The sequence below is a fragment of the Mucilaginibacter sp. GW821-FHT07G05 genome (assembly GCF_059418565.1).
Map to the genome: position 1 here is coordinate 192,353 of NZ_JBWKQC010000003.1, position 25,300 is coordinate 217,652.

A 25,300-nucleotide genomic window follows, 5' to 3' on the forward strand; every position below is an offset into this window, starting at 1 on the left:
GATACCTGATACTAAATACTTGATACTAACTATTAGCTTCCGCTAATAATTTTTTGCCTTTTTCAATAGCGTCTTCAATGTTACCAACAAGGTTGAATGCTGCTTCAGGATATTCATCCACTTCACCATCCATAATCATGTTGAAACCTTTGATGGTTTCTTTAATATCAACCAATACACCTTTTAAACCGGTGAACTGCTCGGCAACGTGGAATGGCTGTGAAAGGAAACGCTGAACACGACGGGCGCGTGATACAACCAGTTTGTCTTCCTCGCTCAACTCATCCATACCAAGGATGGCGATGATATCTTGTAACTCTTTGTAACGTTGTAAAGTTTCTTTAACGCGTTGAGCAGTGTTGTAGTGCTCGTCGCCTAAAATAGCAGGGCTAAGGATACGTGAAGTTGAATCCAACGGATCCACCGCAGGGTAAATACCCAACTCGGCAATTTTACGTGAAAGTACGGTTGTAGCATCTAAGTGGGCGAAGGTTGTAGCCGGCGCCGGATCGGTCAAGTCATCCGCAGGTACGTATACCGCTTGTACAGATGTAATTGAACCGCGTTTGGTTGATGTGATACGCTCCTGCATCAAACCCATCTCGGTAGCAAGCGTTGGTTGGTAACCTACCGCTGAAGGCATACGGCCTAACAACGCTGATACCTCAGAACCTGCCTGCGTGAAACGGAAGATGTTATCGATGAAGAAAAGGATATCACGGCCTTTACCATCTTCGCCACCATCGCGGAAATACTCGGCAATAGTTAAACCTGATAGCGCCACACGTGCACGTGCACCGGGAGGCTCGTTCATTTGACCGAACACAAAGGTTGCTTTTGAATCTTTCAAAGCTTCGGCGTCAACTTTAGTTAAGTCCCAGCCGCCTTCTTCCATTGAATGCATAAATGCATCACCATATTTTATAATGCCCGATTCAAGCATCTCACGTAAAAGGTCATTACCTTCACGGGTACGCTCGCCTACACCGGCAAATACTGATAAACCTGAATATGCTTTCGCGATGTTGTTGATCAGCTCCTGGATCAATACGGTTTTACCTACACCCGCACCACCAAACAAACCGATCTTACCACCTTTAGCATAAGGCTCTAATAAGTCGATAACTTTAATACCTGTAAACAATACTTCGCTTTCGGTAGATAGATCTTCAAAACGCGGAGGTAAGTTGTGTATAGTACGGCCGCCTGTTTTATCAAGGTTAGGAATACCATCAATAGCATCACCTACAACATTGAATACACGGCCTTTAATTTCTTCACCAATTGGCATTTTGATAGCTGATTCTAAGTCAAGAACCGGCATACCGCGTAATAAACCATCAGTTGAATCCATCGCGATAGCGCGAACCCTGTCTTCACCTAAGTGTTGTTGAACTTCAAGAACGATCTTTTGGCCGTTGTCTTTAGTGATCTCTAATGCATTGTAAATCTTTGGAAGATGGGCGTCATTAGCGAAGCTTACGTCAACTACCGGACCAATGATCCGTGATATTTTTCCAATGTTTGGCATACTATAACCTGATATTTAAATAGTTTTATTGTACAAAATGGTCTTGCTTTAAGACGCTGTTTCGAGGCGCAAAGTTATGATTTATAACTAAATATTTACATAGTGTTAGTAAGATTTTTCGCATACTTTTTTAACTGTTGCAACGGCTATTAAAATGTAAGCACAATTTTGCCTGTATGCGCGCTGCTTTCCATCAGCCTGTGGGCCTCGGCAGCCCTGTTTGCCGGGAAAGCTTTATAAATAACAGGTCGTATTTTACCCGATGATAAATGAGGCCAGATATGCTGTTCGAGCTGCTGCGCAATGGCTGTTTTAAAGCCTGTATCACGTGTACGCAGCTTTGAGCCGGTTATGGTAAGGCGTTTATGCATAATCAAGGCCAGGTCAATCTGCACATCTTTACCGTGTATGGTATTGATATGTACCAGTCGGCCGTCATCGGCCAGTGAGGCGATATTGTTGGCCGTATAATCGCCTCCAATGCTGTCCAGTATGATATCAACTCCGCGGCTGTTGGTAGCTATGTGGATAACTTCTTTAAAGCTTTCGGTTTTATAATTGATGGCCCTGCTTGCGCCAAGCTTTTCGCAGAAGGCGCATTTGGCATCATCGCCCGCGGTAACGTACACTTCGCCACCCATGGCCGTAACCATTTGTATGGTAGCAACGCCTATGCCACTGGAGCCGCCATGCACCAAAACGCTTTCGCCTGCCTTAAACCGGCAACGATCGAACACGTTACTCCACACGGTGAAATAGGTTTCGGGCAGGGACGCGGCTTCCTCAAAAGTAAGGTTAGCAGGGATGGGCAGGCAATTCCCTTCGGCAACAGTTGCATATTCGGCATAGCCGCCACCGCCCAGCAGGGCACACACCCTGTCGCCCACCTGCCAGCGGGTAAAGCCATCGCCAATGGCTTCTATAGTTCCGGCTACTTCAAGGCCCAATATATCCTGCGGTACACCATGCGGGGCAGGGTAATTTCCTTTCCGCTGAAAAATATCCAACCGGTTTAAACCCGCTGCGGCTACTTTGATCAATACCTCGCCCGGGTTGGGTATTGGTGTTGGGCGTTCTTGTATCTGCAAAACATCGGGGCCGCCGGGTTGGGTTATCACTACTGCTTTCATACGGATAAAGGTATCATCTAACTAAAGTAAAATTTGTAAGCATTATGTTGTTTTTTGCTTTTGATTGTTTTGCTTTGCCAAAGTTCAATTTAGTAAAAATTCAATTATGGCAATAGCAGTTGGCCAGGCGGCACCACAGTTTATATTAGTATCATCGGCATTGAAAGAAGTTTCGCTGGCCGATTTTAAGGGCAAAAAGGTGGTGATCCACTTTTTCCCGATGGCATTTACCGGTGTTTGCACCACGCAGCTATGCACCATGCGCGATAGTTTTGGCTATTACGAGGGGCAAAACGCGGTGATTTTAGGCATTTCGGTTGATTCGCCTTTCACTTTAGCCAAGTTTAAAGAGGGAAATAATTACCAGTTTGAGCTGTTATCCGACTTCAATAAGGAGGTTTCTGCCGCTTACGGAGCAATTTATGAAAATTTTGTTTTCGGCTTGAAAGGGGTATCAAAACGTGCCGCTTTTGTTATAGATGAGGCTCAGAATGTGATATATACGGAGGTGCTTGAAGATGCCGGCGACCTGCCCGATTTTGCAGCGATTGCAGAAATTGTAAAGTAATTTTAAAAAAGATTTTGGTTCTTTAAAAGAGATTTCTATTTTTGCAGTCCCGTTTCAAAGGCGGGAAAACAAAAATAAAATATTGGACTTGTAGCTCAATTGGATAGAGCATCTCACTACGGATGAGAAGGTTAGGGGTTCGACTCCCTTCAAGTTCACTCTAACTGTAGCCTTTCCGTTTAATTAACTGAAAGGCTATTTAAATTTTATCAGCATGCTAAACTTAGTTTTGTTCGGTCCTCCCGGCGCAGGTAAGGGCACTCAATCACAAAAACTTATCGAAAAATATGGCTTAATTCATTTATCAACCGGCGACTTACTGCGAGGCGAAATTGCACAGGGCACCGAGCTTGGTTTAGAAGCCAAAAAATTGATGGATGAGGGTGTGCTTGTACCGGACGCAGTAGTTATTGGCATGATCAGCAATAAGCTCGACGCTAATAAAGAGGCCAAAGGTTTCATTTTTGATGGTTTTCCGCGCACGGTAGCGCAAGCCGAGGCACTGGATGCTTTGCTGGAAAGTAAAGATTCGGCCATATCAGGCATGGTTGCCCTTGAGGTTAATGATGACGAACTGGAGCAACGCCTTTTATTAAGGGGTAAAGATTCCGGTCGCCCTGATGACGCCAACCCGGAAGTTATCCGTAAGCGCATTAAAGAATACAATGATAAAACTGCCCCTGTTGCAGGTTACTATAAAAATCAGGACAAATTTACCAGTATAAACGGCATCGGTTCAATACCCGAAATATTTGATGCCATAAACACTGTTGTAACAACGTATTAATAATTCGGATTTCGAATGTTCGATTTCGGATTTATTGATCAACGATGATATGTAACTCCGGTAGACCATTTGATACCGAAAGCTTAATACATATCTCAATTATACATCAGGATTTTGATAACAGGATAAATCCGAAATCGAAAATCCGAAATCCGAAATCAAAATGTCTCAGGGTTCAAATTTTGTTGATTACGTAAAGATCTGCTGTCGCTCCGGTCACGGAGGGGCGGGTTCTTCGCATTTGCACCGTGATAAACTTACCGCAAAGGGTGGCCCTGATGGCGGCGATGGCGCGCGCGGCGGTCACGTTATTGTTAAAGGTAACGCCCAATTGTGGACATTACTTCACCTTAAATTTCGCAAACACGTTATAGCCGGAGATGGCGAACCGGGCGGCACCTCATTACGCACAGGCAAAACCGGGCGTGATGAAATACTGGAAGTACCACTGGGCACCATAGCCAAAGATGCCGAAACCGGCGAAATTCTTTTTGAAATAACCCAGGACGGCGAAACCCGGATATTAACCGATGGCGGTCGTGGTGGTTTAGGTAACTGGCACTTTAAAACGCCAACCCAGCAAACCCCGCGCTTTGCACAACCAGGCGAAGAGGGTAAAGAAGAGTGGAATATATTAGAGCTGAAATTACTGGCCGATGTAGGTTTGGTAGGTTTCCCGAACGCGGGCAAATCAACCTTGTTATCGGTAGTATCGGCCGCTAAACCCGAAATTGCAGATTACGCCTTTACTACCATAGTACCTAATTTGGGTATCGTATCTTATCGCGATAGCAAATCATTCGTGATGGCTGATATCCCGGGAATTATTGAAGGCGCATCAAAAGGCAAAGGACTTGGCTTCAGGTTTTTAAGGCATATCGAACGTAATTCGGTACTGTTGTTTATGATACCAGCCGATACCGCCCGCACCATATCTGAAGAGTACAGCATTTTGCTGAACGAACTGGAAGAATACAATCCTGAACTCATCCACAAGCCAAGGGTACTGGCCATCACCAAATCAGACATGCTGGATGAGGAACTGATGAACGAAATGAGCAAGGAAATACCTGCTGATATTCCTTATGTATTCATTTCATCGGTAGCGCAAAAAAATATCACCCAGCTAAAGGATATGCTTTGGTTAGCGATAAATAAAGAGTAACTGTTCTGTTCCTTTTATAATATTGAGCCTTGACTGATTAAAATTAGTTGAGGCTTTTTTATTTTCTCCTGTCATCCTGAGTGTAACGAAGGATCTAATTATGTGATTGGTAGTTCTTCGTTAGGAATGGTTGTGCTTTAATTGAATAAGGCGTTCAATCTTTTTCATTTTCTCCTGTCATCCTGAGAGTAACGAAGGATCTAATTATGCGATTAGTAGTTCTTCGTTAGGAATGGTTTTACTGTATCATCGTTAGTGGATGTAACTTTCTTTTTTCTCTCAAAAAAGAAAGTCACCAAAGAAAAAAGTCGCGGCTGCGCAAGGAACTGTGTTTGGGTTGTGCTTTGGCAGGGCTTGTGCTAACCGTTCCTTACGATGCCGCATTTTTGTGGGTATGTTAAGGTTGTGCTTTTGCATTGGCGCCCCCTTACACCGCAGCCGCTTGGCTCCGGCCAAGTGGCAACTATTACGCGGCGTCCCGCCGCTGTACTATAGATGCGTATTTATAAAGTAAGCTGAAAGCTTACACCATGCCAGTCACGAGTTACGCTAAACTCGCGACGGCGGGAAGGCCAGTTCACCCGAACCCCGAACCTCGTCCCTGAAACCTGATACCCACAACTTACAACCCACAACCTGCAACAATTACCCGTTCCCTGATCCATACTGCCGGGTTGCCCTGATATATGCCGTAGGCGTGAAGGGCCTTGGTGGCAACAGAGCCGCTGGTAAGTACCGCGTGGCTATATACGGTTACCCCGAGATTGACTATCGCCCCGGCACCTATCCATACGCCATCTTCCAGTACAATGCTTGCCGTGAGCAGGCTGAATGAAGTTTGTTTATAATTATGACTGCCGGTAATCAGCATTACACCTTGCGAAAGGCATACATTGGCACCAATACGGGTGTCAACCAGGCAATCTATCCAAACACGTTCGCCCACCCAGGTATGGTTGCCGATGGTTAAATGCCAGGGGTATTTGATATTAACGCAGGGCTTTATCACCACGCCTTTGCCGATGCTCGCGCCAAATAAACGCAATAACAGCACCTTTAACCCGCTGAATGGTAGCAGGCTGGTTTTAAAAACGATGGCGTTTATATAAAACCATAACACACGCTTCAGCCGGTTGCCGCCGGGGTGATAAGGGTGATTATTATAGGTAGACAGGTCGGTTTTTTGCAGTGTGCTTAGTAACATCGTAGTGTTTTGTCCAAAAGTAAATGGCTGTGGCAATGGCTATATAAATGATGATATTGAACAAGGTATGATGATCGATAAAGCTTCCGGTATGGCTGTTCCAGTAGAGGGCCAGTAAGGCAAAGCGCACCACGTTTAACACCTGCACCGTAACAATCGCCACCAGCATGAACCACAAGCGGGTAGCCAACTTTGCGGGGTATGCCAGCGCGAAGGCCGATAGAAAACTTGAGATGCCCAACCCGAGGCAGGAGTAAGCAAGCACAAGGGTACTTTTACCGGGGACGAGCAACTGATGATAGTTAGTTAAAACTGTATGCCCCAAGCCGCGCAGCAACCATGCCGTGCTGTTGATCAATACATCGCGTAAGCCCTGAATATAATTGAGGTGGTTAGCGACAAACGCGTTATAATGCCCGCCATGGGATGTAAGGCTAAGCATTCCCAAATTGAAATAATAAAACGACGCGAAGAGCAGCACAAACTTAAAGGCGAAGGTTAATGCTATACGCCAACTCCGGTTAGTGTTTCTCGCATGCACCATAATTTCTTCTATCTTAATATCAACCACCAGCCTGAACCAAAAGCCCTGCAAAAAATGGAAGATAATGCCATTCTTGCCATCCATAAAGCCCAGCCTGATGATGAAGCGGTAAAAGAAATAGATCATAGGGCGCACATAGCGGGGGAGTTGCCACCATATCGCTTTAAGCCAGGCCGTACGCTCATCGGGCGCGCCCCAAAAGCGGGGCTTTACGGTTTGCCAGCGGATCTTTTGCATGCGTTCCACTTCTTCATGCGCCAGCAGATCGCTATAACGGTTGTGTTTATTTATCCAGAAGCTGATGTTATTCTCTTTCAGGTTCTCTTCCAGCAGGTGGCCTCTCTTCCAGATCTGCGTTTTACCGTCCACCACAAAATGGTGATCCATGTTCTCATTCAGGTCCGAAAAACCATGCCCATACCTAAACATTTTGAGCAGGTAAAAAGGGTAATAGCCCCCATGCTTTATCCACTGCCCTTTAAAAAAGTTTTTGCGGTTAAAGTAAATCCCGTTGGTGTCGCTGTAATCTTCATCGCGGAAGTTGAGCAGGATTTCGGCCAGTTCGGGGGTAACCACATGGTCAGCATCCAGACAAATTATCCAGGGCGTTTTAATATCGAAACAGCCCAAGGCATAATGCCATTGCCGCGGGTGATTGTCGAAAGGGTTACAAAGTACCTCGGCGCCAAACTGCTCGCCAATGGCCACGGTATTATCGGTACTGCCCGAATCAAGTATGTAAACCGGGGCGTTGAGCCGGGCAATGGAGTTGAGCAGCCGGGGCAGGTGCATCTCCTCGTTGTAAGTTAATATGATGAACGAAAATGGTGTGTTCATACTTTTGTTGCTTTAATGATCATTGATTTCCAGAGGTATGGTATACGGCCGCAGCCTGTAAAATGGGTTACTTTAAAACCCGATTCGCTTAGTAATTGGCTTAAGGAAGCCTTCGACCAAAACTTGATGTGCCCGCCATGCCACGATGGCCCGTGATGCGCGTCCCACTTATTGAGCAAACTCAAACTGAGATTTTTAAGATACCCGTGATAAGGGGTAGAAATAATCAGTTTGCCATTGGGGCCGAGCACTTTGTTACAAAAATCGGTAAGGCCTTTGGGGTGATATAAATGCTCAATTACTTCGGTAGAGATGATGGTATCGATAGGCAGGTTTTGCAGGGCTTGCGGCAGTTCGCCGGAGGCAAGGTCTTGTATAAAGAACCTGCCGGGATGTGCTTCGCGGGCAATAGCGATGCCTTCGGCAGATGCATCGGTACCGTAGGCGTTAAAGCCATGCTGAAGCAGGTAATTCACCAGGTAGCCGTTACCGCAACCTAAATCGAGTATACAACGGTTATGGTTGGGGTTCAGCAATTGCAGCAGTGGCTTTTCAAGGTAGCTGAAGGCGTGACTTGGCCGGGCATCCGGGAAACCGTAATCTATATAATCACTCATTTGTTGATAGCTTATCCAATTATTCTACGCGCCTTAATACACCAATGGTTGTGAACAGCTTAAAAAGCAGCAGCATGGTGATATAGCTCCAGAAAACGCTGTTGATCAGAAACTCGAAGCTTTGGCCACGCCAAAACACCTGGAACAGGCCACTGAAAATTAAGGCCGTGCCTAACAGGTAACCGCCGAATAGTTTTTCGGCTTTAAGGGCGATGAGTTGTGCTGTAGCGCCATATAAAAACAAGGCTATAAAAACGGCAATGCCACCACCCGACAAATAAGCATCGGCAATAAAAGCCGGTTTGGCCGATACATTGGAGCCTTTATAAACCACCCCGGCATCGTAAACACGCTGCATCACCAGGTTTTCGGTTACAGGTTTGGCTGGCCACATTACCCGGGGCACTATAGCCTGTGCCGATTGCCGAAGCAACTGTGTGCCATAAAAATCAATTTTTGTGGGGGTAGATCGAACATACTTGGTGAACATCTCTATCTCGCTGAGGCGATAGGTGAAGAACGTCCAGTTGCCATCATCATCATTTTGGCTGTTAAGGGTGGCATCAAGTGCCGATTTTGAAGCATCGTCAACATTGATTTCTTCTGTCCACGCCATTTGCCTGAAAGCACGGTTGTAAGCCGGCAGCAGCATAAACAGGGTAAGCAGCAACGGTAAAAAGGTTATAATTACAATGCGTTTATAGGTAGGATACAAAAACACGCCCAGCACCAATACGCTGATAATAATAGGTTCTTTAAAGCCCGAAACAAAGGCATGGTAAAAATTGAAAGCATAAAGCGTGGCGCACATCAGTGTGTTCCATAACTTTTGCTGCGGAATGGCAAAGGCCAGTGCCAGTGTACCCGCTATAAAGCTGAGCGAGTTAAGCTGGTAATAAAACTGCGATAAACCCGGTATGTAATTGAACAATAAAGCCACAGGCAAAGTGCCGATAGCCGTAAGTAGCAGGAAATTAGCAGGATCGGAGCGGTCGAAATAATACTTTTGCTGCACCGGGTATTGCATAAACACCAACAGGCCGGTGGCGAAAGCGGCATGACCAAGGCAGTAATAGCGCTGACATTGCGCTGTTAACATCAGTTTGGCGTTATCCACGAGGTAATACTCGTTAGGGGCATGAAAATCCTCATAACCCAGCACGCTGCAATAGTAAAATATGGATGAGCAGCACATATAACCCGCGAAAATCACCTGCGCTAAAAATATAGGGCGCATTAGTTGAGTGGTAAGCGGCATGTCGGCAGGCAGGGGTTTGATCTTGCCGCTCAGGCTAACGTAAAAAATAAAGAACGAACCCAGCCAGGCAATAAAATACGAAGTTTGCGGATTATCTTTCAGCAGCCACGCGATAAACCAGGGCAGGTAAAGAACAACATATTTTTCGAACGATACGTTACGCATCCGGGGTTGGTTGGTTTAAAAGCTGATGCTCGATGGCTTTGGCTGTTTGTTCAAAATTCCAGTGTTTGATGATCGCTTTTGATGCTTGCCCCATTTGTTTTAAAGCAGGTTTGCCTTTTTTTAACAGTGCATTTAGCTGCTCTTGCACATCATCCAACGATGCCGCCCGGAACACCGTGCCGTTATAGCCCGGTTTTACAAGGTCAGCAGCGCAGCCTACCTTATCAGAAACTAAAACCGCTTTGCCGGCCGCCATGGCCTCGTTAACGGCAAGTCCCCAAGTTTCGGCAGGGCCTTTTGATGGCAGGCAGAACAGGTCGCAGGCCTGGTAGATGACCGGCATAACCGATTGATTTTTAAAATCGAGGAAATGCACATTCGCGTGCCCCTGTGCTTTCGCTTTCAGGCTATCTTCCAATACGCCATTGCCAGTGAAAAGCAGGGCCGTATCCGGCAGGTTGATCTTTAAAAAAGTATCCAGTAATAACAAAGGGTCTTTCTTATCCTCAAACTTCCCGGCAAATAAAACGAGAGTGGTATCATCGGCTATGTTTAATAATTGCCGCAAGGCCTTAGCCTCATTACAATGGCAGGCCGCAAAAAAAGCGTTATCAACCGCATGCGGGGTAAAGCTTAGCTGATCGGCTTTAAGGCCGTGCTTGAGCAGGTAGTTTTTATTGTTGGTACCGGTATAAAAAACATGATCGGTAAGGTGATATACCCAGCGTAAAAAGGCGGTACGTAAAAGTGTTTTCAATCCGGGCACGGCATCCAGCAGGGTGGAGTCGCCACGGAAATACACAGGTATTTTGCCTTTAAAGTGCCGCATCACTGTCAAATGACTATGGTAACACCAGCCGATCACCAATAGGGCATCGGGTTCATAAGCATTGATCTGCCCGATAAGATCCGGGTTAACAATCCCCCTGAAATGGTGCGACCCGGCATCTTTCGCGGTATTATTTACCCACTCAAAGTGGTAACTATCCAGTAGTGGTATATCCCAGTCCACCTGCCTGCCAAAACCCGGGTCGTGCTTTTGCATGGCCTCTTTGCCCCAGGTATAAAAGACCTTGATATCGATCTTCCCCCTTTCGGCAAGCAGGCCGAAAATGGGCGCGTAATATTGTATGGGGTGTGTGGTAACGATGGCTAAACGGCGCATTAAATATGTTCTCCCATAATTTTAAAAGCCGGTGCGGTGTACAACCTTTCTTTAATTACCGGGATCTCCCGGCAGTAAATAGTGTTATGATCGCCATAGCTGTTAACAGCCTGCAATTCGCGGGTAAAAGCATCATACGTGTAGGGTGCAAAGCCGTTATCAAGCAGTTGCCTGTGTATAGCACTTTCATCAAATCCGTAGCGTGCGCCGCAGCCGTTCAGCTCAATAATAATGGCTTTAAGGTGCGGGTTAGCCAGCGTTTGCTGCATGCCCCTTAATACTTCGGTTTCGTAGCCCTCCACATCAATTTTTATGAGGGTAGGCTGTAGTTCGTCAAGTAGGCTGTCAACGGTTACGAGTTGAATTACTTCGATATCCGCCTTACTTTCATTTTGGGCGATAACGTGGTTGGTGGTGTCCTCGTCTGCCGAAAAACTTACTGTGCCTTGCTGTGCGCCTACGGCGGCGTTGATCAATTGTACATTTTCGTGCAGCAGGTTGAGGGCTATATTTAAACCAAGAATATCGAACGTGGCTTTCACGGGTTCAATGGCTATACTTTTCGCTCTGCAAACGCCCGATGCCAGCAGGGTATATGAGCCCACATTGGCGCCAATATCAAAAAAGCCATCGCCGGGGCGTAAAAAATGCAGCAGGAAGGCCATATCATCAAACTCGTGCAGGCCGGTATAAATATTACCCGTAATGCCGGTAAGCTGCTTACGCGCCAAAAACTTAACCGGACCGATAAAGCGTTTGATAAAGAAACGATCGGGCTGCGCGCTGCTTTGTGCCTGCCACAGTAAAAACCGTCGCAGGCTTTTTAGCGGGTGCTTTTTACCCAGCGGATGATTAAATATAAAATGAAGCAGTCGTTTAATTTTTTGCATGGATCACTTCATTAAATAATTTACACTGTTGAGCGGTGGTGTTTAGAGCGCTGTACTTATGTAGGGGGGCCTCGTTGTATTGGGTGTTAAAATGCTCAGCACCAATCACCCGTTTTAAAAAGCAGGTTATTTTTTTGCCGATATCGGGCGTGTTATCATAGCTGTAATTATCACGCAGACCAAACTCGTTTAATATGGTTACCGCCGAACTTTTTGAATTGAACAGGCTAAGCAGCGGCTTGCCCGATAGCAGGTAAGGGTACAGCTTTGAGGCGGTATACTTAGGATCATCCGAACCGGGGATGAACAACGCGTCGGCCTGTTGCAACATGGCAAGGGCTTCGTAATAGCTCACCCGGTCGGTTTGCTCGGTTACATATTCGCTCACATTATACTGCTTCGCGATGGGCAGTATGGTTGGTCTGCCTTCGCCCGCAGGGGCGTAGCTGGTACCGATGAAATGAAATTTTAATCGCCCAAATAAAGCGGCATCCGCAATTATACTCTGTTGTAAACTCTCAAACAGTACCGATAGCGCCGGTGCCATATCATCCCCACCGCGACCAACATACACGATATTGATATGCTGTTTATCGAAACGCTGCTGCCCTTGCTTTGCTAATCTTTTAGCTATCTCTATATCGGGCAGGTAAGCACCGAAGGTGATAGTGGCCGATGGCTTGGTTTTTAACCGCGGATACCGTTGTTGCAGATCGGTAATGTAAAGTTCAGATACGCTGATTAACCCGTCGGCATGGTTCATGGCTATAGGTTCAAGGTATTTATTGAGCCGGTACGAAAACCAGTATTTGGGCGGCCGCTGATCTTTGGGTTTATCGCGGTAGTAATCGGAATGCCAGGGATCCTGTATATCTATTACGTAGGGGATATTGAAGCGCTTTTTCCAGTAAGCCCCCAGCACACATACCGGGAACTGGGTAGTTGAAAAGTAAATAAGATCGTAATTGCCCTGTTTTAAAAGCCGGTTAACGTATTTATAGTAATACCACAGCGACCGCAAGGCCAAACTGCCTAAGCCTAATTTTGAGGTCCACTTTTTAGGTAAAGCCTTTACGGTATGGATCTTTATATCGCCGGGAACTGATCGCAGCAGAAGGTCATCCTTCACCATATCGGCGTATCGTACATCAACTGTTACTACCTCGGCCTCCCAGCCCAATTGCTCAAAATACGGCAAACTGGTACGCACCCTATGCATATCGGCCGCGTTGGTAGGCGCAAAGTATGGCGAAATAATGAGTACCTTATTTTTCAATGGCCTGTGCTATCAGTTGTACTAATTTGTGCTGTTCGGCATTCCAGTTAATAAATTTTATTACGCATGGTAATGCTTCGCGGGCTTGTTCAAGTATTTGTGGCGATGCCAGTATGCCGTTAATGGTATGTGCCAATACATCGGCACTGAAACCGGTGGCAATAAAAACGCTCGCGGCGGCTAACCTTGCTACCTCCAGCTGACCCATCGTTGGCGAAATTATCGCGGGCAATCCGTTCACTAAATATTGAAACAGCTTATTGCTGGCCGTCAGGTTTTTATTAGGCGGGTCATTGGGTTCTAAGGCGAGGCCGATATCGTGTTCCTGTATGCGCTCGTTTAGTTCATCGGCACCCACCAGGCCGTGTAGGTAAAGCTGGTGCTGTGCGCATCGTTCCATCAAGGTAAATAACAGGGTTTTATAAGCTTCCGAACAATTGCCCCGCAAGTGCAGTTCCACAGGTTGTTGAACAAGGGTAAGGGCTTCCAGCAAGATCTCGATACCACGGCCCGGCCCAAGCGTTTGCGAAAACCAAAATAGTGAGGGTCGACTAAGATCAACCCTGTCTTTATATCGTATCGGGTTAGCTGCCTTACCATTAAATGTATTATAAATAACAGCCGGGCGGGTTGTTTGATATGCCGCGGCTAAAGCTTTTGCCATAGCCTGCGATGTGGTATAAACGGTAGTGCCGTTTTTAAGGGCAAAGCGTTCCAGTTGTTTTAAAAGCGCTATCGGCCGCTGTTTTTGAGCGGATGGCAGCAGATCCTCCGAATACCAGTCTTCTATATCAAATGCCACCCTTTTTCCCTTCCTCAATAATTGGCAGCCTATATACAAAGGCAGTTCCTGATGGGCGATATAGATGTCGGCCGGGAGTTTATTGATCAGGCTGAAATACCCCTGCACTGCATAACCCAGGGCCGAAGGCAATTGCCAGCCGAACCATTTTACCAGGTTTACGCTGATACGGCGCAGTAGGCGTAAGCGCATTTTACGATAGCTTTTATGGCGTAGGTCAGCGGCGTAGAGGTATTGAATATCGGTGTCCTTTAGCAGTTCTGCATCCTGTTGCAGCAGGTCATCGGCGTGAAAAGTAGTAATAATGCTCACCTTATAACCGGCAGTTGCCAGCGCGGTCGCTTCCTTGTATACCCTCGGGTTTCGGCATAAATGCGATTGCGAAATAATAACCACCTGTTTGCCGCCGCTATTCACTGATTGATTTTACAATGTCCACGTATTTCAGCGCGCATTTTTCGAGCGTGAGGTTATCTAAAATATAGTCGCGCGGGGTGTAGTTGTGCAGGTTTTGCATAAAAGTATCCAGCGTAGCTTCAAAGTCATCATGCCCCGAAAACTTCAGTCCGCAGCGTGCATCCCAATAGGAGGTAGAACTAACGGGACTATATTGTACCCTATGCGGATAATATTCCGGATCGAGCCAGTAGCCGCCCTTGTCCCAGGCCAACACAGGCGTATTGGTAGCCAGCATTTGCTGATAGGCGAGGCCCTGTGTTTCGTGCTCACATAAAAATATAGCAGCCTTTGATGTATGTAGTTTCTGCTTCAATTCATCAGAATTATAGCTGCCGTAACGGATAACACGGTAGCTTAGTCCGCGCTTATCAAGCGTTTGCAAAAGCGGTTCGATGAAAGGCTGCGGCATGTTCTCGTTTATCCAGCGGGTTTTATCGTAAATTAAAAAGTCGTGCGTTCTTTCTATGACCTGCGGTGCCCAGTGAAGGGTATCGATACCTACCGGCCAGGCCTGCACCTTATCACCGTAATATGGTTCAAACATATCGCGCATCCACTCGCCGGCTACCAGTATTTTCACGAGGTTAGGGTATTGCTCAAATAGTCGCGCGTGATCAATAGGGTGCGAAAAAACACCCGCGCCAAACAATACCGGGTTTTTCCATTCGCGGTTAAACAGCACCTGCGGCTTGCCGATGATGCAGGCCAGTTCTTCGGGGTGTTTGTTGATGTAGCGGTAATCATTAAAGCGATAGGGAATGTTGAGCCTGTCGAGCCCCTTCATCAGGTTAATGGCCACCATCATTACCCCGCCCGGCCGTTGCGGACCGCGAACTATCCGGCGTATCAAACGCCTCGGGTAGCGGTCGTACTTAAACCAGCGGTCGGCATCGGGTTCGGCGTAAAAAATATTCAGTGGTTTCAATCGATGTTATTCGGTTATCAGATCAAGATGCCGGGCACCGGCCACATAGCCTTCAATGTAGAGGCGATTTACAAGATGATAATTATATTTCTGCCTGATGATACGTGCGAAAGCTTGTTCCAGCGAGAGCTGATAATGGCTGCCCAAGTGCGGTTTAAATAAAGATTGCAGCATGTTTAAGAAACTGCGCAAACCGTACACGCCCTTTGAATAGGCCAGCATATCTTCAATAGCAAGTACCAGCATATCTTCAAGCAAGGCTTTGTCTTTTATAAAATATGCCCTTGTACTAAAGTTGGCCACCGCTTTATCAAAATCGGTACCGAAGCCAATAATGTCCTTTCCGGTATTGCCGAACCAGGTATTTTTATCGAAACCCGCCACAGGGTAATATCGTCCGCTAATCTTAAAAATGGGAACACCGGCAGGTAACTGATGCAAGTTGTTCAATATCAAAAGCGCCTCGTTAAGCCCTTTGTTGGCAAATGTATATTGTTGCTGATGGCTGATATGCACTTCCGGAAAATGCGTTTTGATCTGGTAGGCGCTGTCATCTATTGAATTATCAAATAGATGGATCTCCTGAAAGCCAGTATCCTGTAGCTTGCTGATGGTAACCAAAGTTTGCTCCAGCCTTTGCTGCGGGGTAAAATGTGTGTACGCCCCGTTGGGCGACAGGGTAGATGTAACCAGCGCGATCATGCTTTGAGTTGATGTACCAGGTTTTGCAATATTTTGGTGAACCGCCAGCCCAGTAGCTTACTAATGGCATTACCCGCAGGCGTAGCGAAAGTATAGTGATAGGTGATATTGTACGGTACGGCAGCGATGGCCTCATCTATTTGTAGCAGCAATAGCGAATAGTTAGGGTATAGCCTGAATTTTAACTGGTGCAGGCTGCGCAGATAAGCCGTTTTTAAATGCGCCGAATCATCGTGCTTGTGTATCCACTGATATTTGAGTTTGGAGGCTTGTAATTGCGATGCAAAATGTTTCTGCTGTTTAGCCGCCGAAAGATTAGCGCCCATACCCGGGTACTTACGGTAATAATTCAATCCCCCGGTTTTTATTATACCTGCCGATTGCAGCAGCACCCTGCAAAAATACTCACCGTCATCGTCAACGGTTAAGGCCTCATTCCACGCACCGGCGCTATCAATAATGGCTTTAGGTACCAGCCATGCATTGGGTTGTACCATGCTGCCATTGGTGCTGTAGCCTCCCCAAAGGTTGATCAAAAAATGAGCGGGGTTATCGTCACTCGGCAAAAAGGCTTCTTCATAAGTTGGGATAAGGCTATTCAAATGATCATCGCCATTATTAAAATAAATGGTGTTGCATACGGCTACCTTATCGGGGTTTTGCTGTAAGGCTTTAACCTGCTGTTCCAGTTTGTCGGGGCTAAGCAGATCGTCGGCATCTAAAAACTGGATGTAACTGCCATTGGCATGTTGTATGCCGAGGTTTCGTGCCGCGCTTGCGCCTTTATTAGCGGTGCTGTATATTTTCACAATCGGGCTTTCAAAAGAACGGGCAATGGTTAAAGAATCGTCAGTGGAGCCATCGTCGATAATGATCAGTTCAATATGAGGCCAGGTTTGTGCGAGGGCGCTTTCTATGCAGGCCTTCAGGTGCTTTTCGGCATTATAAACCGGGATGATGATCGAAACTAATTCACCAGTCATTTCTTAACTGCGGTTTAAACAAACGGATCATTTTTTCGCGCCCCCATACGGCAGTGTATGGGTGTAAGCGGGTAAGCGCTTTGAAGGTAAGGCTACCGTGCGGACATGCGGCATAACCTAATTGCCTGCACAGTTGAAGTGCTTTATGCACGTAAGCCCATGCCTGGCACGAAGCCAGGTTGGCAATGCAATACCAAAGCTGTCGTGCAAGTTCGAGCGGGTATTGATGGCCATGGGTCGCCGCTGTTTTTGCCAGAACGTGGTAATTAGCCATAGCGCATTTGAGGCGGTTTGATGAAGACATACTTTCGCTGTACCGGTAATTAACGCAGGTAACTTCGGGCAGGTAATCAAAACTGAACCCCGCTTTGGCTAAGCGCAGGTGAAAGGCATTGTCTTCATTGTATAATACCTCTGCATCCAAATCAAAGCCCCCGGCAGCAATAAAGCGATCAAGATTATACACCCCGAAGTTCACTATTTTATGGCTTATGGCGTACCGTAGCGGATCAAGTTGCAGGGCATCCACATCATGATTGGCTGTACCTAATAACTTGCCCGTTTTATGATCTACGTAGTTGAAATTCAATAGCAATACATCGTATTGCCCTGCCGATCTCAATATCCAATGATGCACTAATGTGGTGAAGTTGGGTAGCAAATCGTCGTCGGCATCGTGGAAATGTACCCAGCTGCAAGTGGTATGCTGGGCCAGCGCGTTTTTTCCGAAGGAGCATCCCCGGTTGATATCACCGCGTACTACTTTGGCATCATACCTTGCGGCTACCATAGCGGTATCATCGGTACTGCAATCATCATATACCCAAATTTCATCAAACGGAATAAGTTGTTTTTTTGCCGATTGCAATAAGCCGGGCAAATATTTGGCGGCGTTGTAAGCCGGTATACAAAGCGCTAAAGTATTCACCTCGATGAAATTTTGGCGGTTACCCGCCGGTACAAATAGCGTGTAAGTGAACGCAAGGGCAGTTTATCCAGCACATCGGCCTGTAAGGATACCGCGCCCGAAGGCGAGTAATTCTCGGTCAAATAAACATTGGCTGCCGAAGGCTTAAAATTATCTATCGCCCCGGCATAATATTGCAGGTATACGGGGATCAATTTATCGGGAGATAGTTCGGTATCTATCGTATCCATAGCTGCCTGCGCCATTTGCCGGTAGTCGTTCTCTTTAAGGTTGGTCAACGCATCGATACAATCGGCCAGTGCCTGCGCATCATTGGCCGCGTATGTTAAGCCGTTTTTACCATGCTCAATTAATACGGAGGCACCCGCGCCATCGGCACATATAACCGGGGTGCCTGCAGCCATAAACTCAATGCAGGTAAAATTAAACATATCCCAAACGGAGGGGATTATACCAAACTTTGCCCTTTGCTGTATGTATTGTATTTCGGTATTTGGCTTAGGTTCAACAGGCGTTATCGCTTTTCCCCACACCTGCGGGAATTGATCAGTTAGGTATTCCGCGGTGGATGTGTGGTTGTCGTAAGGCATATCGCGGCCGATCCATTGTATCTCAACCGGAGTTTTTAACAGCGGTATGGCGGCGCACAATACTTGCGGCCCTTTCCATTTTTGTATGCGGGCGGTAACCAGGCCTTTGTTATCCCTTTGCCGGTAAGGTACCTCATCATGCTGCGTGCGGTGGTAAACAGGCAGTGCATAGTTAATAAGCGATTGCGGTAATAGTTGCTGCCAAAAACACTGATTTGCCGGGCTATGGGTGATCAGGCTATCGCAAAGGGGCAACAAGGATAATTCTGTTTGGCTGTACAAATGCGAAAGCAGCCCTCTTGCATCGGCATTTTCGTGCAGGGCTATTTGCGCGCTGCTGCCGTGCAGTCTTGTTATTACCGGTTTGGTATGATTAATTACCCATGGTACAAAGCTCAGTCCGAAATCGGTGCATTCAATCATATCGAAACCCTCGCCGTAGTTAGCCTGCTGCCACATTGCCCATGCAGCGGCCAAATTGTTACGGTAATCGGGCAGCAGATCAAACCTGCTGAACTGCGCCACGTATTGCGCGTAAATGGTGGGATTAAGGTACTCCACCGATATACCATCATGCTCAAACTGATCTTGCGATTGCACGTGGCCGCTGCCCACTAACACTTTTATCTCTGCGCAATAAGGCTGAAGCGCCGCAAGATAATGCTGATAATAGGTAGCGATACCACCGCCCGAATGCGGATAATATTCGGGCAGGATGAACAATATTTTTAGCCCTTTCAATCCTGTTTCTTCACCCATATACTACTGAAATTTCTGCCGTACTGATCGGCCGACAGGCTTAAAAGTTCTTCTTCTTTTTTATAGGCTCCCGTTAAGTTGCTGCTTAGCGTACCAAAAAAGGCGTAAGTGCGGTAACGGTGTAAATTGTAACCGGGCAATGCCTTTAACAGCATCTCTTTTGAGATGCCCTCGTTGGCGGCATAAGGCAAACCTTCCACATGGATATCGGTAATGCTCCATAATTCCGTTTCGCTAAGCGGTTCGCTGATGATGTTCTTTTTCAGCAGGATCTGGTTAATGGTATTGATGTAATGTTGCGGTTCAAATGCCTGTTTTATTTTATTGATCACCCGGCTGATGAACGAGCGCCCGGCTTTTTCGGCACCCGATTCTACATGTTGCCGGTATGCTTTATAACGGTTTTTGTAAGTATGGCTTTGCAGGGCTTCCAGCGCGGGATCGTGCATGGTAATGAGTAGTCCGCCCGGTTTTTGTAATTCGCTGATGCTGGCCAAAAAAGCTTTCAGATCGGGAATGTGGTGCATTACCGACGACACCAGGATAATATCGTAAGTTCCGGTCACAGCTTTAATATCGCCAAAAGTAACATCTATATTTTTGTGCCATGCCTTTGCCCGGTAGCGCGCCTTGCCCAGCATAACTGCCGAAGTATCAAGCAGGTGAACGTTGGTGATGCTTTGCCCTGCTATGGTGTTCAGTAATAACTCGGTAGCCAAACCGGTGCCGCAGCCAATATCGAGCAAAGTGAGGTTTTTACGCGATGTAAAATAGGCTTTCAGGTCATCGGCCAGCAGGGCGTATTGTCGCGGCAGGCTTTGCCACATTTCGGTATGCAGGCTATCATAATACTGCGCCTCCTGGTCGTGAAACACCACGTTAACTATCGCGTGAAACTCTTCCGGATCAGTTATTATCCCCTTCTTTTGTATCAGCGGCGCAAGCGATTGGTAGGCGTTAGTCATTAGGTAGGCGTATAAATTCTGCGTTGATAATCCCGGCATCACTTTGCCTTATCGTGTTCGTCCATATTTCGGCAATGTTGAAAATGGCCGCTTCGGTTCCCCAAACCCATTCATCATCGGTATTGCCCCATGCCCCTAAAGCAATGGTGTAATCGCCGGGGCGCAATACGGTGGGGGCAATATTAAATTCAACGGTAAAAGCGCCTTGCTGTAACTGGCGACCGCTATTGTATTCTCTCAAAGTAAACAAACGTACCCCGGCGCAATAAACGGCCATCACAAATACAGCCCTTGTAAAAGGTTCCCGGGCTTCCCCGGAAACCTTGATCTTTATTGGGTCAGTTGGTTTTATGGTTATTTCGCTATCAGCCGAATCATTGATCATTACCCGGTGAAAGGATAGTTTATCTTTTATATTGCCGCTAAATACGCGGGCAATGTTATCGTTACTGCTTAGCAGTTTGTTGTAGCATTGTATGGCAGGCTCAATGGCTGCAATGTTCACCAGGCTGCCGTTGTTGAGTACCAAGCCATTATTACACAGGCTGCGGATGGCACCCAGGTTATGGCTCACAAACAAAATGGTTTTGCCTTCGCCCTTGCTTACATCGCCCATTTTGCCGAGGCATTTTTTCTGGAACTCGGCATCGCCAACGGCCAGTACTTCGTCAACTACCAGTATCTCGGCTTCGAGATGTGCCGCTACAGCGAAGGCCAGCCGTACGTACATGCCCGATGAATAGCGTTTTACAGGTGTATCAATATAACGTTCCACCCCGGCAAAATCCACTATCTCGTCAAATTTGCGGGCAATCTCCTTTTTGCGCATACCCAGAATGGCGCCGTTGAGGTAAATGTTTTCGCGGCCGCTTAGTTCGGGGTGAAAGCCGGTGCCTACTTCGAGCAGACTGGCCATGCGTCCTTTTATTTTTACCGAACCTGTAGTGGGAGAGGTTACCCGGCTCAATATTTTAAGCAGCGTACTTTTGCCCGCGCCGTTACGGCCTATAATGCCAACGGCATCGCCTTGCTGTACCTCAAAATCAATATCCTTTAAGCTCCAAACCACATCGCTGCTGCCTGCCACCGCGCGGTTATTGGCTTCGCCTATCTTCAGGAAAGGGTCTTCCTTGCCGCGCAGTTTGGCCCAGTAACGCTCCACATCGCGCGAGATAGTACCCGTACCAAAGCTGCCCAATTGGTAGGCTTTTGAAAGATTGTCTACTTTTATAGCGATGGCCATTAAACGGTATCGATGAAGTTTTTTTCTACTTTGTTAAATACCACCGTGCCTGCCAGTAATATCAACAGGGTGGTAATGCCGCTGTAACCCAGCCATACCCAGCTGAAACTCCCGCTGCCGAAAAAGCCGTAACGGAAGGTTTCAATAAGCGCGGTAATGGGGTTAAGCTGAATAAAAAGGTAATAATGCGGAAACCTGCTTTGCACCTCGCTCAAAGGGTAAACCACCGTGGTAACATACATCATCAGCGGCACCCCGAAGGCTACTACAAAGGCCAGGTCGCGGTATTTAGTGGTAATGGCCGATATCAGCATACCTAACCCTAAGCCTTGCGCGGCTATCAGTAATATAATTAACGGGAACAGCAAAGCCGCCGCGTTTGGGGCGAAACCGCTGTCTGCCTTTAACCAGTAAAAAACATAAAGGATAACGAACAGCAGCAACTGCACCCCGAATTTTACAAGGTTGGATAGCACGATGCTCAACGGCATAATGATGCGCGGAAAGTACACCTTGCCCAGCATAGCCGCGTTATCTTTAAACACGGTGGATGTTTTGGTAAGGCATTCGGCAAAGTAACTCCAGATGATGATGCCCGCGAGATAAAAAAGCGGCTTTGGTATACCATCAGTTAGTATACCCGCCAGGTTGCCGAATATGAGCGTATAAATAGCAATGGTAATTACCGGCTGAATAAAGAACCAAACCGGCCCCAGTATGGTTTGCTTGTAAAAGGATACAAAGTCGCGCCGAACGAGTAAGAACAGCAGGTCGCGGTAATGCCAAACATCTGCCAGGCGTAGCTGAAACAGGTTGTTGCGGGGCGTTATTTCAATATCCCAATCCTTAGCCATTGTTGTTATCGTCTTCGGTAAGCAGTTTTTCGAGGCGGCTGATGTAGCCTTCCTGGCTAAAATAATACAGGCAATGCTGTTGCAGTAATTGTCTTTCGGCAGTGGTTGAAGGGTGCGCGAGGTGGCTTGCAATGGTCCGCGTCAACTGTTCCTGGTCGTGCGGATCAATAGCCACCCCAAGTTCGCCATCACGAACGGCATCTACCGCGCCATCGGCATTGCCGCATATTACCGGTAAACCGCAGGCCATAGCTTCCACCAATACTATCCCGAAACCCTCTTTGGTACTGGGCAGCACGAAGCTATCGGCCAGTAAAAAATGGGCGGGTACGGTAGCGTCATCAATAAAGCCGGTTAAAATTATTTGCTGTTTGGTACCGGTATCTTTTATCAGCTGGTCAATACGTTTCTTCTCGTACACATCGTATTTGCCTGCCAATATGTATTTTATCCCGGGGATGTCGTTCTTTAGTTCGGCAATGCTGCGTATTACGCTGTCGTAGCCTTTATATTGCTCGGTAGAGGCCAGCCGGGTAAGTGTGAATAATATACGGCTATCGGCATTCAGCTTATATTGATCGAGCAGGTGCTGCGGCTTTTCAAACGTGGCGGGCAGCGGCATCAATGGGTCAACAATGTTGTTAAGCACTATACATTTATGCTCATCAACCTTATGCAGGGTGATCAATTGTTCTTTAGTAAACCTGCTTACGCACAGCACCTTATTGCAGGCAGTGAGCAGCGTTTTTTTAACGGGCGATAGTGTACGCCATATTTCAATACCGTGCGCTATGAGCCATATATCGCATTTGGGGTTAACCAGCTTAATTGCCAGGCCTACAAAGGCCAGGTTTACATGACTCAATATCACCACATCGGCGCGTATGCCTTCGGCTATGGATCGTTTTACAAAACCGGCCTTGTTTTTATTGAAGCCTTTGAAATTGCAAAGTGGTACGTATTGTGTTTGCAGGTCGGTATCGGCATCGTAAGCCGAAAACATGGTGAACTTCCATTGATTTTGCTGCGCGATAATGTTAAGTGTGTGCCCAAGTACACGCGTCATTTTTTGTATGCCGCCCGTTGAGCTAAACGTTTGCAGGGTAAGCAGCATTACTTTTTTAGACATTTTGAATTTGATAAAGTGCGAAAGCCTTTGACCAGTGCACCTGGCCTTTCTTAAATTCTTTAACCAGTTTTTGCGCCTTTTTACCTTTAAACTGTTCGGCGTTCATTGCCTCGTGCTCGGCCAGCCATTGTTGCAGCGGAAAGCTGAACCCCATTTTCGGGCGGTTCAAAATTTCGGGCGGCAGCAGGTCTTTAAAAGTATCGGTCAGTATTTTTTTAGGCTGATGTTTGTTAAACCTGATAGCCGGCGCAATATTGGCTACCACTCGTTGCAGGTCCTCATGCAGAAAAGGTACCCTTACCTCCAGCCCGTGGCTCATGCTCATTACATCGGTATCGCGCAGCAACTGGTTTTGCATGTACAGGTTGGTTTCCAGCCAGGAGGCATGCTGTTCATCGTAACCTGTGGGATAACCCTGCCGTGAGGTAAACAGCACATCTTCAATTATCCTCGGTTCAATATCCAGTATCTCGGCAATGTCGGCAGTGGTGAACAGGCCTCTCAAAAACAGGTAATCAGCCACCGGGTGATCATAAGCGAGGTAAGCCAGTTTTTTATATTTATCGGCCAGAAGCGATTTGCCCAGGCCAAACATCGTCGGACTTAATTGCTTTAGGTGGCGAATATATTTTATGCGGTTAAAAGACGGATACCCGCCGAAAAGCTCATCGGCGCCGATACCCGATAGTACGGCTTTTAACCCATCCTCATGCGCGTATTTGCTGATAAACCAGCTGTTAATGCCATCGGTAGTGGGCATATCCATACTGGCTATAATGTGCAGCAGGTGCTGGTTAAAATCCTGCTGTTTTACCAAATGGGCATAGTTTTTACCAATCAGTTTATCGGCGACTGCCTGCTGATAGGTATGTTCGTTATGGTCTTTATCCTCAAAATAAATGGAGATGGTTTTCAGCTGATCGTCCTTTTGTTTACCGCTCATGAGGGCTACAATGCTGGAGTCGGTGCCGCCGCTTAAAAATACCCCGAGCGGTGCATCAGCTATCATCTGGCTGTTGATGGCATGGTTAATCGCCTTGTATAATTCGTGCTGTGCCTCACGGGCATCGGTAATATAATCGCGCAAAGGCGGTTCATCGGCAAAAGAACGGATTACAGATACCGCTGTATTATGCTGCCATTGCAAGTAATGCCCTTTGGGCAAACTGTACACGTTTTTAAGGGTAGTATACGGTTCGGGGAGATGCCCGTAAGCTAAAAAGCGAATGGGCCATTCACTATCAAACTCCGTGGCGATGCCCGACCTGCTTAAAGCCTTTACCTCTGACGCAAAGCTTAACTGCCCGCCTATAAGGTGATAATACAAAGGTTTTATACCCGAGCAATCTCGAACCAAGTAAGTGGTACCCAAGGCCACATCAAACAAAGCAAAAGCGAACATGCCCCGCAACCTGCCGAAAGCCGAGGTGCCCCATTGCAGGTAGGCTTGTAATATCACCTCGGTATCGGTATGGGTGTTAAAGCGGCTGCCTTGCTGGGTGAGTTCCTGTTTTAGTTCGGGGTAATTGTAGATTTCACCATTGAAACTTATCCAGGCTTGCTGATTTCCGTCGGTCATGGGCTGGTGGCCGCTGCTGCTCAGGTCGATGATAGATAAACGGCGATGACCCAGCGCCAACCCTATCTGCTCGTCGATAAATATGCCTTCATCATCGGGCCCGCCATGGCGTTGTACATCGCACATTTTTTGTACAATGCTCACCAATTGTCGCGGTTCAATACTTTTTGATGCTATTCCTGCTATGCGGCACATACTTGTGATATATTCATGGCTTCGCCCCGTAAGTCACAGTTTTAGTTTGT

General features: G+C 46.9%; 23 protein-coding genes and 1 tRNA gene. 4 read left to right on the forward strand and 20 right to left on the reverse strand.

All coding sequences use genetic code 11. The features are described 5' to 3' along the window. Window positions 1-25: 25 nt before the first annotated feature. Entirely contained in the window at window positions 26-1,531 is a 1,506-nt protein-coding gene (gene atpD / locus AC07NA_RS08965) for a F0F1 ATP synthase subunit beta (RefSeq protein ID WP_494897265.1), read from the reverse strand. Between the two features lie 149 nt (window positions 1,532-1,680). Further along, entirely contained in the window at window positions 1,681-2,661 is a 981-nt protein-coding gene (locus AC07NA_RS08970; RefSeq protein ID WP_494897266.1) for an NAD(P)H-quinone oxidoreductase, read from the reverse strand. 106 nt (window positions 2,662-2,767) lie between these two features. Between AC07NA_RS08970 and AC07NA_RS08975 the strand changes: the two genes are divergently transcribed. The 4 genes from AC07NA_RS08975 to obgE all read left to right on the forward strand — a co-directional run bounded on the left by AC07NA_RS08975 (window position 2,768) and on the right by obgE (window position 5,181). Beyond that, window positions 2,768-3,229, forward strand: a complete 462-nt coding sequence (locus tag AC07NA_RS08975; RefSeq protein WP_494897267.1) for a redoxin domain-containing protein — start codon at window positions 2,768-2,770, stop codon at window positions 3,227-3,229. An 84-nt stretch (window positions 3,230-3,313) separates the two neighbouring features. Then, a tRNA-Arg gene (locus AC07NA_RS08980) sits at window positions 3,314-3,387 on the forward strand. Window positions 3,388-3,443: 56 nt separating this feature from the next. Then, entirely contained in the window at window positions 3,444-4,016 is a 573-nt protein-coding gene (locus tag AC07NA_RS08985; RefSeq protein ID WP_345212170.1) for an adenylate kinase, read from the forward strand. 163 nt (window positions 4,017-4,179) lie between these two features. Further along, window positions 4,180-5,181 (forward strand): GTPase ObgE, encoded by a 1,002-nt coding sequence (obgE, locus tag AC07NA_RS08990; protein WP_345212169.1) that lies wholly within the window; start codon window positions 4,180-4,182, stop codon window positions 5,179-5,181. Window positions 5,182-5,803: 622 nt separating this feature from the next. Here obgE and AC07NA_RS08995 read toward each other — a convergent pair. The 18 genes from AC07NA_RS08995 to asnB are packed head-to-tail and all read right to left on the reverse strand — an operon-like array spanning window position 5,804 to window position 25,250. Further along, on the reverse strand, window positions 5,804-6,385 hold the full coding sequence (locus AC07NA_RS08995; protein ID WP_494897268.1) for a WcaF family extracellular polysaccharide biosynthesis acetyltransferase: 582 nt from the start codon (window positions 6,383-6,385) through the stop codon (window positions 5,804-5,806). Beyond that, on the reverse strand, window positions 6,342-7,766 hold the full coding sequence (gene xrtY, locus AC07NA_RS09000) for an exosortase Y (RefSeq protein WP_494897269.1): 1,425 nt from the start codon (window positions 7,764-7,766) through the stop codon (window positions 6,342-6,344). Before xrtY ends, AC07NA_RS08995 begins: the two co-directional genes overlap by 44 nt. Next, entirely contained in the window at window positions 7,763-8,383 is a 621-nt protein-coding gene (locus AC07NA_RS09005) for a class I SAM-dependent methyltransferase (RefSeq protein WP_494897270.1), read from the reverse strand. The genes xrtY and AC07NA_RS09005 overlap by 4 nt, the downstream gene beginning before the upstream one ends. A 19-nt stretch (window positions 8,384-8,402) precedes the next feature. Beyond that, a complete protein-coding gene (locus AC07NA_RS09010; RefSeq protein ID WP_494897271.1) occupies window positions 8,403-9,806 on the reverse strand; it encodes an exosortase Y-associated Wzy-like protein in 1,404 nt (467 codons plus the stop codon). Beyond that, window positions 9,799-10,971 carry a glycosyltransferase family 4 protein gene (locus AC07NA_RS09015; protein WP_494897272.1) on the reverse strand — a complete coding sequence of 391 codons (1,173 nt, stop codon included), beginning with the start codon at window positions 10,969-10,971 and terminating at the stop codon, window positions 9,799-9,801. Before AC07NA_RS09015 ends, AC07NA_RS09010 begins: the two co-directional genes overlap by 8 nt. Continuing rightward, window positions 10,971-11,861 (reverse strand): FkbM family methyltransferase, encoded by an 891-nt coding sequence (locus AC07NA_RS09020; RefSeq protein WP_494897273.1) that lies wholly within the window; start codon window positions 11,859-11,861, stop codon window positions 10,971-10,973. The genes AC07NA_RS09015 and AC07NA_RS09020 overlap by 1 nt, the downstream gene beginning before the upstream one ends. Next, window positions 11,848-13,137 carry a glycosyltransferase gene (locus AC07NA_RS09025; RefSeq protein WP_494897274.1) on the reverse strand — a complete coding sequence of 430 codons (1,290 nt, stop codon included), beginning with the start codon at window positions 13,135-13,137 and terminating at the stop codon, window positions 11,848-11,850. Before AC07NA_RS09025 ends, AC07NA_RS09020 begins: the two co-directional genes overlap by 14 nt. Then, window positions 13,127-14,356 (reverse strand): glycosyltransferase, encoded by a 1,230-nt coding sequence (locus AC07NA_RS09030; RefSeq protein ID WP_494897275.1) that lies wholly within the window; start codon window positions 14,354-14,356, stop codon window positions 13,127-13,129. Before AC07NA_RS09030 ends, AC07NA_RS09025 begins: the two co-directional genes overlap by 11 nt. Continuing rightward, a complete protein-coding gene (locus tag AC07NA_RS09035; protein WP_494897276.1) occupies window positions 14,349-15,323 on the reverse strand; it encodes a hypothetical protein in 975 nt (324 codons plus the stop codon). Before AC07NA_RS09035 ends, AC07NA_RS09030 begins: the two co-directional genes overlap by 8 nt. Window positions 15,324-15,329: 6 nt before the next feature. Further along, the gene (locus AC07NA_RS09040) at window positions 15,330-16,025 is read right to left on the reverse strand and encodes a hypothetical protein (protein ID WP_494897277.1); all 696 of its coding nucleotides are present in this window, start codon (window positions 16,023-16,025) and stop codon (window positions 15,330-15,332) included. Next, window positions 16,022-17,008, reverse strand: coding sequence for a glycosyltransferase family 2 protein (locus AC07NA_RS09045; protein WP_494897278.1), 987 nt, complete (start codon window positions 17,006-17,008; stop codon window positions 16,022-16,024). The genes AC07NA_RS09040 and AC07NA_RS09045 overlap by 4 nt, the downstream gene beginning before the upstream one ends. Continuing rightward, a complete protein-coding gene (locus tag AC07NA_RS09050; protein ID WP_494897279.1) occupies window positions 16,998-17,936 on the reverse strand; it encodes a glycosyltransferase family 2 protein in 939 nt (312 codons plus the stop codon). Before AC07NA_RS09050 ends, AC07NA_RS09045 begins: the two co-directional genes overlap by 11 nt. After that, window positions 17,933-19,285 carry a glycosyltransferase family 4 protein gene (locus AC07NA_RS09055; protein ID WP_494897280.1) on the reverse strand — a complete coding sequence of 451 codons (1,353 nt, stop codon included), beginning with the start codon at window positions 19,283-19,285 and terminating at the stop codon, window positions 17,933-17,935. The genes AC07NA_RS09050 and AC07NA_RS09055 overlap by 4 nt, the downstream gene beginning before the upstream one ends. Further along, window positions 19,264-20,250: a class I SAM-dependent DNA methyltransferase gene (locus AC07NA_RS09060; RefSeq protein ID WP_494897281.1), complete on the reverse strand. Its 987-nt coding sequence runs from the start codon at window positions 20,248-20,250 to the stop codon at window positions 19,264-19,266. The genes AC07NA_RS09055 and AC07NA_RS09060 overlap by 22 nt, the downstream gene beginning before the upstream one ends. Then, window positions 20,243-21,493 (reverse strand): ABC transporter ATP-binding protein, encoded by a 1,251-nt coding sequence (locus AC07NA_RS09065; RefSeq protein WP_494897282.1) that lies wholly within the window; start codon window positions 21,491-21,493, stop codon window positions 20,243-20,245. The genes AC07NA_RS09060 and AC07NA_RS09065 overlap by 8 nt, the downstream gene beginning before the upstream one ends. Then, entirely contained in the window at window positions 21,493-22,347 is an 855-nt protein-coding gene (locus tag AC07NA_RS09070; protein WP_494897283.1) for an ABC transporter permease, read from the reverse strand. The genes AC07NA_RS09065 and AC07NA_RS09070 overlap by 1 nt, the downstream gene beginning before the upstream one ends. Further along, window positions 22,340-23,476, reverse strand: a complete 1,137-nt coding sequence (locus tag AC07NA_RS09075; RefSeq protein WP_494897284.1) for a glycosyltransferase family 4 protein — start codon at window positions 23,474-23,476, stop codon at window positions 22,340-22,342. Before AC07NA_RS09075 ends, AC07NA_RS09070 begins: the two co-directional genes overlap by 8 nt. Continuing rightward, window positions 23,469-25,250 carry an asparagine synthase (glutamine-hydrolyzing) gene (gene asnB, locus AC07NA_RS09080; protein WP_494897285.1) on the reverse strand — a complete coding sequence of 594 codons (1,782 nt, stop codon included), beginning with the start codon at window positions 25,248-25,250 and terminating at the stop codon, window positions 23,469-23,471. The genes AC07NA_RS09075 and asnB overlap by 8 nt, the downstream gene beginning before the upstream one ends. Window positions 25,251-25,300 lie beyond the last annotated feature (50 nt).